The organism is Burkholderia sp. AU30280, from assembly GCF_020420125.1.
Classification (GTDB): Bacteria; Pseudomonadota; Gammaproteobacteria; order Burkholderiales; family Burkholderiaceae; genus Burkholderia.
Genome location: NZ_JAIZRY010000005.1, coordinates 154,824 through 172,500, shown reverse-complemented (window position 1 = coordinate 172,500; position 17,677 = coordinate 154,824). Strand labels below are relative to the sequence as shown.

Annotated in this window: 6 protein-coding genes and 2 pseudogenes; 2 read left to right on the top strand and 6 right to left on the bottom strand. The window is 59.5% G+C overall.

Annotation, left to right across the window (positions count from 1 at the left end):
* Positions 1–29 precede the first annotated feature (29 nt).
* Both LGN17_RS13610 and LGN17_RS36860 read right to left on the bottom strand, forming a co-directional pair.
* A complete protein-coding gene (locus LGN17_RS13610) occupies positions 30–10,520 on the bottom strand; it encodes a YadA-like family protein (protein WP_226197506.1) in 10,491 nt (3,496 codons plus the stop codon).
* Positions 10,521–10,550: 30 nt separating this feature from the next.
* Positions 10,551–10,670 (bottom strand): annotated as a pseudogene (locus LGN17_RS36860) (ESPR domain-containing protein); the annotation flags it as partial.
* Positions 10,671–11,174: 504 nt separating this feature from the next.
* Here LGN17_RS36860 and LGN17_RS13600 point away from each other — a divergent pair.
* A pseudogene (locus LGN17_RS13600) lies at positions 11,175–11,953 on the top strand (integrase core domain-containing protein).
* Between the two features lie 149 nt (positions 11,954–12,102).
* Positions 12,103–12,375: a hypothetical protein gene (locus LGN17_RS13595; RefSeq protein ID WP_226197266.1), complete on the top strand. Its 273-nt coding sequence runs from the start codon at positions 12,103–12,105 to the stop codon at positions 12,373–12,375.
* A 101-nt stretch (positions 12,376–12,476) separates the two neighbouring features.
* On the opposite strand, the gene LGN17_RS13590 is transcribed toward LGN17_RS13595, so the two are convergent.
* The 4 genes from LGN17_RS13590 to LGN17_RS13575 all read right to left on the bottom strand — a co-directional run bounded on the left by LGN17_RS13590 (position 12,477) and on the right by LGN17_RS13575 (position 17,440).
* Positions 12,477–12,782, bottom strand: coding sequence for an H-NS family nucleoid-associated regulatory protein (locus LGN17_RS13590; protein ID WP_012339141.1), 306 nt, complete (start codon positions 12,780–12,782; stop codon positions 12,477–12,479).
* 188 nt (positions 12,783–12,970) lie between these two features.
* Positions 12,971–14,386: a TniQ family protein gene (locus tag LGN17_RS13585; RefSeq protein ID WP_226197265.1), complete on the bottom strand. Its 1,416-nt coding sequence runs from the start codon at positions 14,384–14,386 to the stop codon at positions 12,971–12,973.
* A 37-nt stretch (positions 14,387–14,423) separates the two neighbouring features.
* Positions 14,424–15,404 carry an ATP-binding protein gene (locus LGN17_RS13580; RefSeq protein ID WP_226197264.1) on the bottom strand — a complete coding sequence of 327 codons (981 nt, stop codon included), beginning with the start codon at positions 15,402–15,404 and terminating at the stop codon, positions 14,424–14,426.
* A complete protein-coding gene (locus tag LGN17_RS13575) occupies positions 15,404–17,440 on the bottom strand; it encodes a transposase (protein WP_226197263.1) in 2,037 nt (678 codons plus the stop codon). The genes LGN17_RS13580 and LGN17_RS13575 overlap by 1 nt, the downstream gene beginning before the upstream one ends.
* Between the last annotated feature and the right edge of the window lie 237 nt (positions 17,441–17,677).

Genomic DNA, 17,677 nt, shown 5'->3' with positions numbered 1-17,677 from the left:
CGGGTTTCCCCGCGCCGTCAGTCAGGCAGTTACCACTGATACGATGCGCCCAAGCCGACAGTGTTGCCACCGCTCGACAAGCCCACACCGGCCTTCATTTTCAGGTTCTTGTTAATGCGGGCTTCGCCGCCAAACGCAACCGCCTGATAGCCCTTGTAGCTCGCACTGCCGATACCGAACGACAGCGTCTTGCCAGGGTCGACCCCCGGGATCATCGTCAACGCCGTTGCCGCCGCGATGCCCGAATAGGCGTTGCGCGATACGCCGTTGATCTGGCCTTGCAGCCCGCCAACTGCCCGGTCGAGCTGCCCCTTGGTCGCCGCATCCGACGCATTCACGCCGTCCGCGATATTGACGATCCGGCGCTTGCCCTGGTCGGAGCCGTCACCGAACGAGACCGTGTTGTCCTCGTTCGCGACGGAGCCCGCACCAATCGCAACGCTGTTGTCGCCGCGGGCTTTCGAACCCTGACCGATCGCCGTGCTGTTCTCGCCGCGAGCCGACGAGTCCTGCCCGATCGCGGTGCTATTGGCCGCGTGTGCATCAGCACCCGCGCCGATCGCCGTGCCGCCCGCGGCGCGAACCGTCGAGTTCGCGCCGACTGCCGTGGCGTTGCCAATGTCGTCACTGATCGTCGAGCCCGAGCCGATCGCAACGTTGTTGCTGCCGTTGCCCGATTTGGCCGCCGTCACTGTCTGGCCCGCGTCACCCGAACCGCTGATCAGGTCATCGCTGACCGTACGGCGAGCATCACCGCCCGAACCACCGCCAGTGGTTTCGATCTTGCTGACGCGATCATCCATCGAGCCCAGGCGGTTTTCGAAGTCGCTTTGCAGCGACGACAGCTGGCCGTAGTTCACTGCGTCGTACTGGCTCTTGCCATCTGCAACGTTGGTCAGCATCACCGGCGCCGCCGCAGGCCCGCCCAGCGTCACCGAGCCGTAGTTCGGGTCGCCGTGTGAATCGACGTCGTAGCGCACCGCCAGAGAATCCGTGGCGCCATATGCAGCAGCAGCCTGCACGGCCTGCGAGATCGTCGCGTACTTGTGACCGCCCACTTCGATCGAGTTAACTGCAACCTGCCCGTTTTCGTCGACCGTCGTGTCGCCTCCAATCGCGTTAGCAACGCTTGTAGCCATGCCATGCAGTTGCGAGCCGTTCACCGCATCGGTGCTCGTCGCGCTTACCGCTCCGGTCGCTACGTTGTGCAGGCCGACAGCTGTATCGGCATCTCCTAGCGTGACCGACGCACGATTCGGCGAACCGTCTTCGTTGCGATCGTAGCGCACCGCTGCGACCGCGTGCCCGGTTGTCGGATCGATCAGACCGCTGTTCGCGATCGTATCCTTCAAGGTCGAGATGTCGCCTGTGTTGGCCGTCACTCGCCCGTCGAGATTTCCGATCGCCGCACCGACACTGTTCACCGTCGTCGTGCCACCCGCTAGCGAATAGCTGGGTGCTGAGACTGTGCCGTCGGTGCCTGCCTCCGAGCCACCGCCGAGTGCAGCGGCCAGACTCTGCGACGCACTGTACAGTTGCGAGCCGTTCACCGCTTCCATGCTCGTCGCATTCACCGCGCCGGCTGCAACGTTCTTCAGCGTTGAGCCCTTCTCGCCAGACAGCGTGATCGTGCTCTTGGTCGCATCGTCGTACGCCACCGCGTTCGCATCCGTACCGCCGCCACCGCCACTCTCCGCCGCGGCCGCAATCGCGTCACCGACGTTGCCGTAGGTCTTGTCGCCCACGTGATACTTCGGTGCCGTCACACTGCCGTCAGCACCGATGCCCGCACCGCCGCCCAGCGCCGTCGCTACACCGCTCAGCTGTGCCACGTTCACCGCGTCGGTGCCTTGCGTACCCGCCGCAACGTTCACGATCTGGCGCTCGCTTCCGGCGCTACCCACCGAAATGGTATTGGCGCGCGTCGCCTTGGAGCCTGCGCCCAGCGCCACGGCTCCGTTCGCTTTGTCGTCCACGATGGAATTGGCACCCAACGCCATCGCGTCCGTTACGTTCGGCTCAACGCTCGCACCCGTACCCAGCGCAATGCCATTGGTCGCTCCTACAGAAGCTTCTGCTGCATTGCCGATCGCAATCGAGCTTGCTCCGATCGCCTTGATACCGTTACTGCCGACCGCAACCGCGTACTCGCCGTTCGCTTTCGCGTGCGAGCCGATCGCCAGCGCATGCGCGCCATTGGTCGTCACCCATGAGCCGATGGCCACCGAGAACGGTTGGTCCGAACCTGTTTGCGCCATATTACCGATCGCAACCGCTTCGTTCGACAGCGCCCCGGTATTCAGACCGAGCGCGATCGCATTCGCCCCCGCCGCATGAGCCTCCACGCCAATCGCGGCGGCTGTCGTGGTCTCCGGATCACCTCCGCTGAGGCTCGCCGTGTTTGTCCCTCCCAGACCTTCGACTACAACCAAGGAGTTCTGCTCGCCGGAATCAGCAAGCGCATTGACTCGAGACAGCAGGTGAGACTGCTCAGCTGCGACGCGCGATTTCAATTGGCCGAGCGCGTCAAACAACTGCGACCCGTTGATTGCATCCGTACTCTTGGCCGTGACATCCCCTGCTTTCACGTGGATGATCTTGCGTTCTGTCCCGTCATCACCAACGGACACCGTCATCGGCTCGGTAGCGATGGAATTGGAACCCAGCGCTACCGAGCCATTCCCCAGCGCACGCGCGCCGGCACCCAGCGCCAACGAATTCGGACCACCTGCCAGGGCCTTTGAACCGATCGCGACAGACTGAGCGCCAGTGGCGGTCGCGGGCGCGCCGTCGGCCCGGACCTTGATGTACTTCAGGTCGATATTGCCTTCAGCCAGCTCGCGCTTCATATCGGACAAACCGGTGTTCAACTGGCCGACGTTTACCGCGTCAGTATCATCCACGCCTGCTGCAACGTTCTTCAGCGCCACCGGCGCTGTTGCGCCCGCACCACCCAGCGTCACCGAACCGCGATCCGCCGTGCCGTCTGCCTTACGGTCGTACGTCACCGCCGCAATCACCTTACCCGTGTCTTTGTCCACCAGACCGGATTCGGTAACATCGTCTTGTAACTTCTCGACGTTCGTTGCGTTCGTCGTCACACGGCCATCCAGATCCGACACCGCGTCGCCAACGTTGTGCGCAGTCGTCTTGCCGCCGTCCAGCGTGTATGCCGGTGCCGTCAGCTTACCCGCTGCGTCCACCGTCGAACTGCCGCCCAGCGCGCTTGCCACACTTTGCGACGTGCCGTACAGCTGCGAACCATTCACCGCTTCCATGCTCGTCGCATTCACGGCGCCCGCTGCAACGTTCTTCAGCGTCGTGCCCTTCTCGCCAGCCAGCGTGACCGCACTCTTGGCTTCATCGTCGTATGCAACAGCGTTCGGATCCGTCCCGCCGCCGGTTTCCCCCGCGGCCGTAATCGCATCACCGACGTTACCGTAGGTCTTGTCGCCGACGTGGTACTTCGGTGCCGTCACCTTGCCGGCTGCGTCCACCGTCGAACCTCCGCCCAGCGCGCTTGCCACGCTTTGCGACGTGCCGTACAGCTGCGAGCCGTTCACCGCTTCCGTGCTCGTCGCGTTCACCGCGCCGGCTGCAACGTTCTTCAACGCCACCGGCGTTGCTGCACCTGCACCGCCCAACGTCACCGAACCGCGATCCGCCGTGCCGTCTGCCTTACGGTCGTACGTCACCGCCGCAATCACCTTACCCGTGTCTTTGTCCACCAGACCGGATTCGGTAATATCGTCTTGTAACTTCTCGACGTTCGTTGCGTTCGTCGTCACACGGCCATCCAGATCCGACACCGCGTCGCCAACGTTGTGCGCAGTCGTCTTGCCGCCGTCCAGCGTGTATGCCGGTGCCGTCAGCTTACCCGCTGCGTCCACCGTCGAACTGCCGCCCAGCGCGCTTGCCACACTTTGCGACGTGCCGTACAGCTGCGAACCATTCACCGCTTCCATGCTCGTCGCATTCACGGCGCCCGCTGCAACGTTCTTCAGCGTCGTGCCCTTCTCGCCAGCCAGCGTGACCGCACTCTTGGCTTCATCGTCGTATGCAACCGCATTCGGATCCGTACTGCTACCCATCTCCGCCGCAGCCGTAATCGCGTCACCGACGTTGCCGTAGGTCTTGTCGCCCACGTGATACTTCGGGGCCGTCACGCTACCGTCAGCACCGATGCCCGCACCGCCGCCCAGCACAGTCGTTACCCCGCTCAGCTGTGCCACGTTCACGGCGTCGGTGCCTTGCGTACCTGCCGCAACGTTCACGATCTGGCGCTCGCTTCCGGCGCTACCCACCGAAATGGTATTGGCGCGCGTCGCCTTGGAGCCTGCACCCAGCGCCACGGCTCCGTTCGCTTTGTCGTCCACGATGGAATTGGCACCCAACGCCATCGCGTCCGTTACGTTCGGCTCAACGCTCGCACCCGTACCCAGCGCAATGCCATTGGTCGCTCCTACTGAGGCTTCTGCTGCATTGCCGATCGCAATCGAGCTTGCTCCGATTGCCTTGATACCGTTGCTGCCGACCGCGACCGCGTTCTCGCCGTTCGCCTTCACGTGCGAGCCGATCGCCAGCGCATACGCGCCATTGGTCGTCGCCCATGAACCGATCGCAACCGAGAACGGTTGGTCCGAACCTGTTTGCGCCATATTGCCGATCGCAACCGCTTCGTTCGACAACGCCCCGGTATTCAGACCGAGCGCAATCGCGTTCGCCCCCGCCGCATGAGCATCGACACCGATCGCGGCGGCTGTCGTGGTCTCCGGATCGCCCGTCGTGATGCTCGCGGTGTTGAACCGACTACCGTCCGAGCCCATTCCGTCGATCGTGACAAAGCTCAGGCCTTTACCGCCACCACCGCTACCGCTGGCTGCCGCGGCCGTAATCGCGTCACTGACGTTACCGTAGGTCTTGTTGCCGACGTGGAACGTCGGCGCCGTCACCTTGCCGGCCGCGTCCACCGTCGAACCACCGCCCAGCGCATTCGCCACACTTTGCGACGTACCGTACAGCTGCGAACCGTTCATCGCTTCCATGCTCGTCGCATTCACGGCGCCGGCTGCAACGTTCTTCAACGTCGTGCCTTTCTCGCCGTACAGCGTGAGCGTGCTCTTCGTCGCATCGTCGTATGCGACCGTGTTCGGATTCGTACCGCCACCGCCGCCGCTTTCCGCCGCGGCCGTGATCGCGTCACCGACGTTGCCGTAGGTCTTGTCGCCGACGTGGTACTTCGGGGCCGTCACGCTACCGTCGGCGCCGATGCCCGCACCGCCGCCCAGCGCCGTGGTAATGCCTTTCACCTGACCCACGTTCGCCGCATCGGTGTCACCAATGCCCATGGCAACGTTCTTCAATGCCACCGGCGCTGCTGCGCCTGCACCGCCCAGCGTCACCGAGCCGCGATCCGCCGTGCCGTCTGCCTTGCGATCGTACGTCACCGCCGCAGTCACCTTGCCCGTGTCCATGTCCACCAGACCCGAATCGGCAATATCGCCTTGCAGTTTCTCGACGTTCGTCGCGTTCGTCGTTACACGGCCGTCCAGGTTCGACACCGCGTCGCCAACGTTTTTCGCTATGGTCTTGCCACCGTCCAACGTGTACGTCGGCGCCGTCATCGTACCGCCTGCGTCCACAGTCGAATCACCGCCCAGCGCACTCGCCACACTCTGCGACGCGCCGTACAGCTGCGAGCCGTTCAGCGCATCCGTGCTCGCCTGGGTCACCGCGCCATCTGCAACGTTCTTCAACGCTACCGGCGCTGCCGCGCCCGTGCCGCCCAGCGTCACCGAGCTGCCATGCACCGTGCCGTCGTTACGGTCGTACGTCACCGCCGCGATTACCTTGCCCGTGTCCTTGTCCACCAGACCCGAATCGGCAATATCGCCTTGCAGTTTCTCCACGTTCGTCGCAACCGTCGTCACGCGGCCGTCCAGGTTCGAGAATGCGTCGCCAGCGTTGTGCGCGGTGTTTTTGCCCCCGTCCAGCGTGTACGTCGGCGCCGTCAGCTTGCCTGCTGCATCCACCGTCGAACCGCCGCCCAACGCGCTTGCCACGCTCTGCGACGCGCCGTACAACTGCGCACCGTTCATCGCTTCCATGCTCGTCGCGTTCACGGCGCCCGCTGCAACGTTCTTCAGCGTCGTGCCTTGCTCGCCAGCCAGCGTGAGCGTGCTCTTCGTCGCATCGTCGTATGCGACCGCGTTCGGATTCGTACCACCCCCGCCGCCACTTTCCGCGGCGGCCGTAATCGCGTCACCAACGTTACCGTAGGTCTTGTCGCCGACGTGATACTTCGGTGCCGTCACGCTGCCATCGACGCCAATGCCGGCGCCGCCACCCAGCGCCGTCGTGACGCCGCTCAGCTGCGCCACGTTCACCGCGTCGGTGCCTTGCGTACCTGCCGCAACGTTTACGATCTGGCGCTCCGTACCGGTGTTACCCACCGACACTGTATTGGCTCGAGTTGCTTTGGAACCTGTACCCAGTGCCACGGCACCATTGGCGCCTTTTTCAACGCTGGTTTTTGCGCCCAGCGCCATCGAATCTGCCACGCTCCGCGCAACGTTCGCACCCGCGCCCAGCGCAATACCGTTGGTCGTACCTGCCGCGGAGACGGCCTTGTTACCGATCGCGATAGAATCCTCGCCGACTGCCATCACGTTGTTATTACCCAGCGCGATCGCGTTGTCACCGTTTGCCTTCGCCTGCGAACCAACAGCAAGTGCACTTGCTCCGTTGGTCGTCACATTCGACCCGATCGCTACCGAGTTCGGTTGGCTGGCACCCGTTTGAGCCATATTACCGATGGCCACTGCTCCGTCAGAGTTCGCGTAGCTGCGCACACCGATTGCGACCGTATTTGCGCCCGAGGCAATCGTGCCCACACCGATCGCGGCGGCCGTGTCGCTACCCGGATCGCCTCCGACGATGTTCGCGGTATTCTCCTGACTCCCGTCCGCACCCGCACCGGCAACCTGCAAGAACTTCGACGGATCCACCGATGACGAGTCTGTCTTGGCAGCGAGGACGTTAGCCATCAACGAGCTATGTCCCGACTTGAGTTCCGACGACAGCTTGTCGGTCCGGGCGGACATCTTTTCGATCGCTTCAGTCAGTTGATTCACGTTGACTGCGTCGGTATCTTCCGTGCCGTCCGCCACGTTGGAAATGCGACGTTCGCTCCCGATGTCGCCAACCGATACTTGGTTCGCATCCGTCGCGACCGAATTGAAACCGATCGCGACCGAGTTGAGCCCATTCGCGCGTGAACCGGTACCCAAGGCCAGCGAGCCATTTCCGGTCGCGTTGGCGCCCGCACCGATCGCGACGGTGTTGGTTCCCATCGCGTTTGCGGCTTGCCCTGTTGCCTTGACCTTGATGTAGCGCATCGACAGGCTGCCGTCCGAGAGCGAATCGCGAATCGACTTCGTTGCATCCGACAATTGGCCGACGTTCACGGCGTCGGTCTCAGCAACGCCGGCTGCGACGTTCTTCAGCGTCGTGCCTTTTTCGCCGGACAGCGTGATCGCCTCTTTGGTCTTGTCGTCGTATGAGACCGCGTTCGGATTCGTACCGCCACCGCCGCCGGTTTCCGCCGCGGCCGTGATCGCGTCACCAACGTTACCGTAGGTCTTGTCACCGACGTGGTACTTCGGTGCCGTCACGCTGCCATCGGCACCGATGCCCGCACCGCCGCCCAGTGCCGTGGTAATGCCTTTCACCTGGCCCACGTTCACTGCATCGGTGTCACCAATGCCCGTCGCAACGTTCTTCAACGTCACCGGCGCTGCCGCACCCGCACCGCCCAGCGTCACCGAGCCGCGGTCCGCCGTGCCGTCTTCCTTGCGGTCGTACGTCACCGCCGCGATCGACTGGTTCTTGTCCTTGTCGAACAGACCGGATTCAACAAGGTTGTCTTGCAGTTTCTCCACGTTCGTCGCGTTCGTCGTCACGCGGCCGTCCAGGTTCGACACCGCTTCGCCTACGTTATTCGCCGTGGTCTTGCCACCGTCCAGCGTGTACGTCGGCGCCGTCAGCTTGCCTTCCGCGTCAACGGTCGAACCACCGCCCAGCGCGCTCGCCACGCTCTGCGACGCACCGTACAGTTGCGAACCGTTCACCGCGTCGGTGCTATCCGAACTCACCGCGCCGGCCGCAACGTTCTTCAGCGTCGTGCCTTGCTCGCCAGCCAGCGTGATCGTGCTCTTCGTCGCATCGTCGTATGCAACCGCGTTCGGATCCGTACCGCCACCGGTTTCCGCCGCGGCCGTAATCGCGTCGCCGACGTTACCGTAGGTCTTGTCGCCGACGTGGTACTTCGGGGCCGTCACGCTGCCATCGGCACCGATGCCCGCACCGCCGCCCAGCGCCGTGGCAATGCCTTTCACCTGGCCCACGTTCACGGCGTCAGTGTCACCGATGCCCATCGCAACGTTCTTCAACGCTACCGGCGCTGCCGCGCCCGCACCGCCCAGCGTCACCGAGCCGTGATCGGCCGTGCCGTCCTCCTTTCGGTCGTACGTCACCGCCGCGATCGACTGGCTCTTGTCCTTATCAAACAGACCGGATTCAGCAAGGTTGTCTTGCAGTTTCTCGACGTTCGTCGCGTTCGTCGTTACGCGGCCGTCGAGATTCGACACCGCGTCGCCAACATTGTGCGCAGCGGTTTTGCCGCCATCCAGCGTGTACGTCGGCGCCGTCAGCTTGCCTTCGGCGTCAACGGTCGAACCGCCGCCCAGCGTGCTCGCCACGCTCTGCGACGCACCGTGCAGCTGCGAGCCGTTCATCGCTTCCATGCTCATCGCGTTCACCGCGCCGGCCGCAACGTTCTTCAGCGTCGTGCCCTTCTCGCCGGACAGCGTGACCGCGGTCTTGGCTGCATCGTCGTACAACACCGCATTTGAATCTGTACCGCCGCCGCCACTCGCTGCCGCAGCTGCGAGCGCGTCGCCGACGGTACCGTAGGTTTTGTCACCGATGTGATACTTCGGTGCCGTCACACTGCCGTCGGCGCCGATGCCCGCACCACCGCCCAGCGCAGTCGTGACGCCCTTCAACTGCGTCACGTTCACGACATCGGTGTCCTGCGTACCCGCTGCAACGTTCACGATCTGACGCTGGGATGCGGCGTTCCCCACCGAGACCGTATCGGCTCGATCGGCTGACGAGCCGGTTCCAAGCGCCACGGCCCACGTGGCATCCGCGCCTACGCTGGCTTGATGCCCTAACGCGACCCCATTACCTGGACTGGACTGAGCGTCGGGTCCAATGGCAACAGAAACCCCTTGCGCCTGCGCGCCCGCTCCGATTGCTACTGGACGCAGATAGCCGCCTTGCGTGCCATCGACCGCGCGTGCACCGTAGCCAATCGCAATAGCACCCGAATACCCGGGCCGACCGGCTGCTGCCCCCTCGCCAATAGCAATCACGCCCGTTCCCGCTCCCCCGGTATCCGCCTTCGCGCCCATGCCTACCGCGATATTGTTACCGGTCGCGTACGCATCCTGCCCGATCGTGACCCGACCGGCATCGAGCCGGTCACTACTGGCCTTCGCTACCGCAGCATTCAACTGGTCCGACGTCACAGCCGCAGTCACTTTGCCGGTTTTCGCGTCCAGCAGGCCAGTATCAGCAAAGTTGCCTTGCAGTTTCTCGACGTTCGTCGCGTTCGTCGTCATGCGGCCGTCCAGATTCGACAACGCTTCGCCGACGTTTGTCGCACTGGTCTTACCGCCGTCCAGCGTGTACGCCGGTGCCTTTACGCTGCCATCTGCAGCGATGCCTGCACCGCCGCCCAGAGCCGTTGCTACGCCATTTAGTTGCCCGACGTTCACAACGTCGGTGTCTTGCGTACCGGCTGCCACGTTCACTATCTGGCGCTGAAGCGGCCCCCATTTTCCGCCCCCGACCGAAACGGTATTGACACGGTCAGCCTTCGCCTCGCCGCCGATAGCCACCGAACCACTCACTGCCTTTGCTCCAGCGCCGATAGCTACACCATCGTCCTGAGCCTCCGCTGACGACCCGATAGCCACAGCAGACTCGTGTGCGCTCGCGTAAGGCCCAACCGCCACCCCGTATTGGTCTGCCCCATTTGCATGCAAGCCGATTGCAACAGCGTAGTCTTCCGAAGCACTCGCCCCATCGCCAATTACGACTTGGGAGAATCTCCCGGCAACCGCATTCAGTCCGATCGCAACACTGCGAACCGCATAACCGTTGTACTTGTCAGCACGCGCGCCCTTACCAATCACGACACTCTCATCGTCGAGTTGCGCCGCGAGCGCCGCATTCATCTGTTTGACGTTCACTGCATCGGCACCTGCCCCCCCTGCTGCGACAGAGGTAACCTTCGAGTTAGCAACGTCAATGCCATTAGCCAACGACGACGCTACTTTTTTTCCATAAATATCGTCGCCACTGTCACATTCCGTTGACTTACCATTCTCCGATTGGCAATACTGGCCACCCTCAACGTTGGACGCATAAGCATGGCCTGCCCCCCCGGCCATCCCAACCCCTATAGCGGTTGCCAACATAACAGGAGTTTTTCGCAAAACATCTTTCGACGATGCCCCGCGGGAATGAGATTTCGCAGTTTCAGAAACCGCTGCCCATGTGCCGTTGGATGCGTTCCAAACCACCTTATACGATTTATTCATAAAACACTCTCTATCTCAACACAAATTAGCGACCATTCATCGGCGTGGAGAGTCACTACAATCGAACGCCAAACCGCCAAAATCCACGCTCCGCATAGCTTTAACTGTGGATGCAACGCTCACGAAAACTCACAACCGCGTCAACCGCCTTGCGCTTATGAAGCGTCGCAACTACCCAGTTCCAAAACCCATCGAATTATCCGCCCGGCCAATTCCGAGAAATATAGGAGCTGGCGCGAAATACACTCCCCCGCGTCTTATTTTTTATAGAAAATTTAGGCCGCGGCCTATGTCTAGCCGGATAACCATTTCGATACAAATCGATTTTTAATATCCATTTCAAATATCGACAGTGTGGATATATAAATTCGATCTTCGCGGGTACCCGACATGCTGCTTCGAGTCCTAGAGTCGACGTCAGAAGTGGCTTCGCAAAATCGGACGGCTGGATAAGTGGGAATCCCGGGTCTGAGCCAGCGGTGATGCAGGCAAAGGAACCGGGAAATGACGACGAGAATCCGACGGACGCACTCAGCGGCGTTCCAAGCGAAGGTGGCGCTGGCCCCAGTCAAGGGCGAGCGGACGCGTGCCGAATTGGCGCAGTAATACGACGTCCATCCGAATCAGTTCACGGAATGGAAGCGGCAATTGCAGGAGCGCGCGGCCGATGTGTTCGGTACGGCTGGGTCGCCGTCAACGGCGCCGCGGTGGACGTAAAAACGCTGCATGCGAAGATCGGCCAGTTGACGCTGGAGGATGATTTTTTGTCTGGAGCGCTCGGCAAGGCCGGACTGCTAAGCGTAAAGCGATGATCGACCGTGCGCATGCGCTGCCGGTTTCACGACAGACGAAACTGCTCGGCATCGCGAGATCGAGCACGTATTACCTGACTCAACCGGTCAGCCACGCCGACCAACTGCTGATGCGCCGCATCGACGAACTACACATGGAGTTTCTATCTGCCGAGGCACGGATGCGGGCGCGCCCGCTGCGTCGGGACACCGATCACGGAAGCCAGGGCGGATTCAACCGGTCGTCGCGTGCGGCTGTCGACGGACGGCACGAGTGCCTGGCGTGCCAACGTATTCGTGGAACGGGTCTGACGCAACATCAAATATGAGGAAGCCTACGTAAAAGCATACGAGTCGGTCAGCCGTGCCCGACGCTCCATCAGCGACTACATTGAGTTGTATAACCGGAAACGGCCCCATTCAAACGTGGCTAATCGCAAGGCAGATGAGGCATATTTCGCGTCGCTGCCTGCGATCAAACCGGCAACATGATCCCCGGACGTTTCACTTAAAAATCTCAGAATACTGTCCGAGCGAGCGAGGCCACCTCTCCCTGGGGGCTGGCAATCAAACTACACGCCAAAACGCGACATCTGAACCTGTGATCTACACACGTCGGTCATATCGATACGAGATCATGGATGGACCGATTTGCCTTTAATTTGATCGCAGCGCTAGCCGAGTTCGAGCGCACCTCGATATTCGAACGCCCAAGAGCAGACGTGGCCATCGCCAGACGGCAAGGTCACTTACTGGAACGTCTGCTGGCACTCAACCATGCCCAAACCATACAAGCACGCGTGCTATTGCAGACCAGATCGTTTGCCACAGTTGCCCGCTTGCTCAACTTCAGCGTTCGACACGTCGGCATCTACGGCAACTCGATCACACATGATTGGACAGAAAGTAGATGATTGCGTTGCTCTCCGCTATCGAAGCGATGGCATGCTGCGACGCCGAGCATCTCTGACGGTAACAACATAAGCGGGCACCCTCTCATCATCCGAACGCCACCTCAATGGCGTTCCGCTGCGATCGCGAATCGCTCCCTTCGCTTTCCCTTGATCCACGAAGGCTCACGACCGCGGCCGGACCAAGTCGCCCCAGTCTTGGGATCCCGATATTTAGGCGCGACGGCATCGCCCAAACGTCGCCCCTGCGCGCGCCGCTTGCGCCCAAAAATCTGCTCCGCGGTCAAACCGTATTCGGCCACACGTGCGCGCACCTCTGCCAACACCGTTTCGAGTTCAGCCTCGCGCGCTGCTTCGGCTTGACGAAGCAGATCCTCGGCCTTCGCTTTCAATTCTTGATACGTTGCCATACTTATCCTCCCAAAAATTGCATAGTATACCGAAGTCTAGAGTCTTCGCAATTTACAAGACACGCCGAACATGATTCACAAAAATAATCTCAAATGTTTCAATTTCAACAAATAACTTTAAAAGATATGATTCTTAGATAGAATTTTCTCAACCCCAACACAACACCAAGAAACCACCAATATCACACTCACGAAAGCGGAAGCGGAAGCGATTTAATTGCCGAAGACGGATGCCAAAATATCCAGCGCATCAATCGCATCCCAGCATTGCATTCTTGCAAGTGCACACTCGCCCCCAACACACCGAAAGTCGACGGCATGCTATCACCGTCAATTCGACTCAACCAATAATTTAACTCCCGCACCTCCGCGTCAATCTGCCATATCGCAGCAGCATCCAACGCACCGATAACAGACGCATCGACCTCCCAAGTATAATTACCCAATAGATCATTTAATCGCTCAAAATATTCCTCTCGATTTGCCGCTCGATCGCTTTTTAATTTAACAAGTTTGAAATCACGAAGATCTTGAGCGATAGCAATGAGCCTACCAATCTCTTGCTTTACACGACGCTCCCCATCAACTTCTCGCCAATTCCCCCATCGCCCGTCCAGCTCTGCAAGCGCGATTTCGTAAGGACATCGCTCCCCGATTTTTCGCCCACTCGAACCACAAATTCGCCACGAAATCCGGCCATTAGCTGAAGTCTCGCCAACCCATTTACAACGACATATCTCGTGCTCATTTCGTAATTTTCTTACCGCATCCCTATACCGCACAACAAACATCGGCGGAGTCGGCGACAACGCCTGAGTTCTTACATAAAAATCGAATAATATTGACAACACCGTTCTTGTATAATCTTTCGAGCATTTAAAAAACAACGGGTTCGAAAGCATCGTATATTCCCTACTCCACTCGCCCTCCACATTCTTCATATACGCTTTTACTGCAACCGAGGGCGGACTAATTTCACAGAGTTGCCCTAGTCGCCTCAAAAATGAGGAACGATTGTAGGACGCGTTATAATTAAAAACAAAAAAGTCCATTTCAGAAAATCTCCGCCCCGCTGCATTTGTGCACTCGGCCCAGTCCAGAATGGATTTGGCGATATTGTCATTTCCGCGATCAATCGGTCCAGCCGTAACAAGCGGCCAATTTGCACAGTGTGCTCGCATAACGCGCCGTATCGCCGAAATTCTCATATCTAGAATTCGACCATAGTCAGTAGGCGGGGCAACTTGCAATGGCATGGCATGAAATGGGCACATCTCCAGCCATGCGGCTTCATGAAAAACGCTATGGTAGCCACACCTTGCACACTCAGGACAAAAACGAATAACTTCCTTTAATTTCTCTTTCAAATTAAAAGTTATACTGTAGCCTCCGGCGCAACCCAAATTGAGACATGGGAGAAACATTGTGCGAACAACAGAAATTGGCTCATCCAATACGCCAGCCAGGCGCTCCGCCTCTTCGTCCGGCGATCGATACGGCTGATGCGGGCGAATCGGCAAAATGCCTTCAGCACGCTTAACGCTTATGCGGTTGAGCTCGCAAAACCGCAGAAACACACTGAGCGAAGACTCGTAGCGTCTCACGCATCCACGCCACCAGTTGAATGTGGGGTACTCCATATCACGATGGCGGGCAAATGATGCGCATGTGATCTGAGAAATTTGTTCTGGCCAGGCGCTTCAACCAGTTTTCGTACGTCGTCACTTCATTCCAGTCTCCGCCTCGCGCCAGCTCAAATAGTGTTGCCTCTACCGTTCTGGCCACATGCTGCATAGGAAACTCGCAAAATCGGCGAACATTAGCGGGCGAGAGTTCTTCTAGCGCCCTCCAGAGATCGGCGTCGCAGTCGGCCAGTCGCTTGCCGTGTGCAAACCACTCCGGGGCAAAGTATTCGAGGAATGAAACATCGCTGTCCTCCGGCCATCGTGAGTCGATATCGTAGCCGTTCAAAACATAGTTCAACTCATCTATCGTCCTCAAGCCGTGACATTGTTCGTGTGCAGCCATGAATCTGGCAGACACATGGGCATTCCCTGTGTTAGCAAAGTAGTCGAATTTGTAATTCAGTTGATGAGAACCGATGGAAAAGACGCTCAGCAGATAGCCCATTTCATCGAGATCATTCTGCAATCCCATCAGCCACTGCCATTCGAGTAGCGTCATGCTCTGCGCTTCATCAATCAGCAAGATCACATAATTTCGTCCCGCCCACTCGGCGATCGCAACAAATCGCTGCAAACACAAATGCCGCCCGATGTCCCGCTTCACAGACTTCGTCGGATCGACTAAGGCAAATCGTGAAGCATGCAATAGCTTCTGCCAAAAGCCCGCTTCGCTGACGTGACTGTTCGCCGGGCGGATCCATACAATCAGAGGAAGGTCGATTTCGAATCGCTCGCGCAACACGCGAGCAAGGAAGTATCTGACGCATCGCGTCTTTCCCAGCCGGGAAGCGCCCCAGAGGTAGCCGCCTGGTCGCTGCTGGTCGATCCAGTCACCGATATGGGCAATCATCTCGCTCATCGGTGGCGTATAAACCGCGTACTGCTGCGTCACGACGCAGTGTCGTGGATCAATGCGCTTGGGGAGCGAAAACGTCATCACGACCTCGTGGAGGCAATTCTGCGTGGTGGGAGCGGCATGGAGGAGCGGGGTGGCTTCGTGTCGTTCGGTTTGGCGGCGGCTCGGCCTTTATATTGATGCGAATCACCTGGCAGATCGACAACTTCGCTTGCATGGACAAGGGCCGTTTCCAGCATCGCATCACCGACTGATTGCGCCGCGGCCGCTGTCAGGATTCGGCGAGCGGCCAGATAGGCGGGATGAACAGGGAGCTTTTTATCCGCTTGCGATTCGGAATAGTGCACCAGCGCTTCGACCGGATCCGCCCCCGGAGGAATCTGGAATTTTCCAATCCTGTTGGCCTGACAAATGGCCGTGCGAACGGCCACGCTATGCGGCAATCCATTCCACGGCGGAGCCGCCCTCAGGACGCCCAATGGCGCACCGCCCATCGTGACGCCCATTGCAGTCCTGGCATCATCTTCATGGTGGGCGATGACCCAAATTTTCGATCCGACGAGGTCGTGCCGTACGCCGAGCGTTTCGTTTGAATAGCTCGCGTTGAAAAATGCGACATAAGGTCGGCGCCCGGAACTGGCGCCGCCTCTGACGGTACATAGTTTCCGGACACTGAACATGGAATCGACCATCGTGGAGTCGACATGCCGAAGTGCCGACGCCATATGGCGATACAGGAATTTCGCATACTCGAGCGGCGTGCGGTTGCCGATGCCGCTGTGGGGCTGAACGTTGTAGTTTGCGATCAGAGCATCGAGCAGTTCTTCCGCATATTCGTACTGAAAGCGGCTCGTCAACGCTATGGCCTCGGGATCCCTGCCCTTGCGCCCCTCGGGCTTCGAGCCAGTCGTGTTGGATAGCCGCTGGAAACCCTTTCCGCCCAAATTCCGAAAGAAGGTCTCAATAAAGGGCCTGTCGTCCTTGCTGCGCCGCTTCGAGAATGAGTTCGTCGGCTCAAGAAGCTTCGCACCCACGACATCTTGGAGCGCACCTCGAACCTGGAGGCATGTCCCGGCAAGTGCGCCATCCACACTGGTTTCATCCCAGCACAGACCGATATATTCAGGGCCCAATGATGACAAAAGCCCGGCACCAGGCAGGTACGCTTCGTCGCAAAACGTCACCGGCTTCGGCTCCCAGGGAGTCAGCGCGCACTTAATTGCCCGCAATACGTCTTCCTTGGATACTTCTCGTGCAAGGCTCACGTAGTAGCCGATCACTGCTCGAGAAACCACCTCCAGCAACACGACGACCCAGAGCCGGTGAACGATCTTCTCCAGAAAGCCACCGCCAATCTGCGGAAGCAATACACAAAACCGGCCATCGGTCTTGTGTGCGTCCATCTCCACACGCTGCATAAACCGTGAAACCGGACGGTTGGTCCCATCACCGGTCGCCAGTTTCTTGACCAGGTCCGGACCGCCGGCTTCGTGCGCCATGGCCTTGGGATTCGCCAACAATACCTTCTCGACGTACCGTCTGATCGAGAAATACCCGCGGCTAACTGTATTGAAAGGCCATTCCTCTCGCACTTCATAGCCGAGAACGCGAAGCTGGTCGAGAAACCAGCTTTGATGGCGTGTTCTCGCACGCTTGATTTCGGTGAGGTGGCCGGCGCGCGGAATCGTCAGAATTCGGGCATCGAACGCCGCCCTGAGCTCTGGATGCGCATCGAGAAGAGTCTGCATCGCCCCAACTGCGCCCCCACCATAATTGTCTACCCGAATCCGATGGATCCGGCGGTACGGTTTCATTCGCTCGTAGGGAATCAAACCTCGCCAACCGAACTCGCGCCCATCCTCATGTGTCTCCAGGCAACGCTCGCTGATCAGGCGATACGCTTGCTTGGCGCTCAGCGCTGTCGCTTGCTTGATCGACTCTGACGAAGCGTTGGACAGATACATCTCTACTGCTCGCTTTCTTGCGAAGTAGAGTGCTCGACGCGAGTCCGTCATCGCACCGACATCAGGCGTTGCCCATTGAGACACATCAATCGACCGTCCTCGCACGATGCGCTCTGAAAACAGCGGGTGCTCAGCTGATTCCTCATCTGCCATTTTGCTCTCCAGCCTGTCGAGGTAACGATGTATTCGGTGGACCGGCGACCATCGTTGTCACATCTGTTGCAAGACTAATTGATCGTAGGAGGAAGGGGATGATTTTTCAAAAATTTCAAACCCGAAATCGTGTCGATACCAAATAATCCCGAATAACGCTGAATTTCGATATACGACCTTTTCGGTCGATTCGACCAATAACGGTCGATCGCCACAAATCCGCATGAACTCGGCGCG

What these genes read in the sequence shown, in the direction of transcription:
- LGN17_RS13595 (WP_226197266.1), top strand. Translation starts at nt 12,103, where the DNA reads ATGGACCGATTTGCCTTTAATTTGATCGCAGCGCTAGCCGAGTTCGAG.
- LGN17_RS13580 (WP_226197264.1), bottom strand. Translation starts at nt 15,404, where the DNA reads ATGACGTTTTCGCTCCCCAAGCGCATTGATCCACGACACTGCGTCGTG.
- LGN17_RS13610 (WP_226197506.1), bottom strand. Translation starts at nt 10,520, where the DNA reads ATGGCCGGGGGGGCAGGCCATGCTTATGCGTCCAACGTTGAGGGTGGC.
- LGN17_RS13575 (WP_226197263.1), bottom strand. Translation starts at nt 17,440, where the DNA reads ATGGCAGATGAGGAATCAGCTGAGCACCCGCTGTTTTCAGAGCGCATC.
- LGN17_RS13590 (WP_012339141.1), bottom strand. Translation starts at nt 12,782, where the DNA reads ATGGCAACGTATCAAGAATTGAAAGCGAAGGCCGAGGATCTGCTTCGT.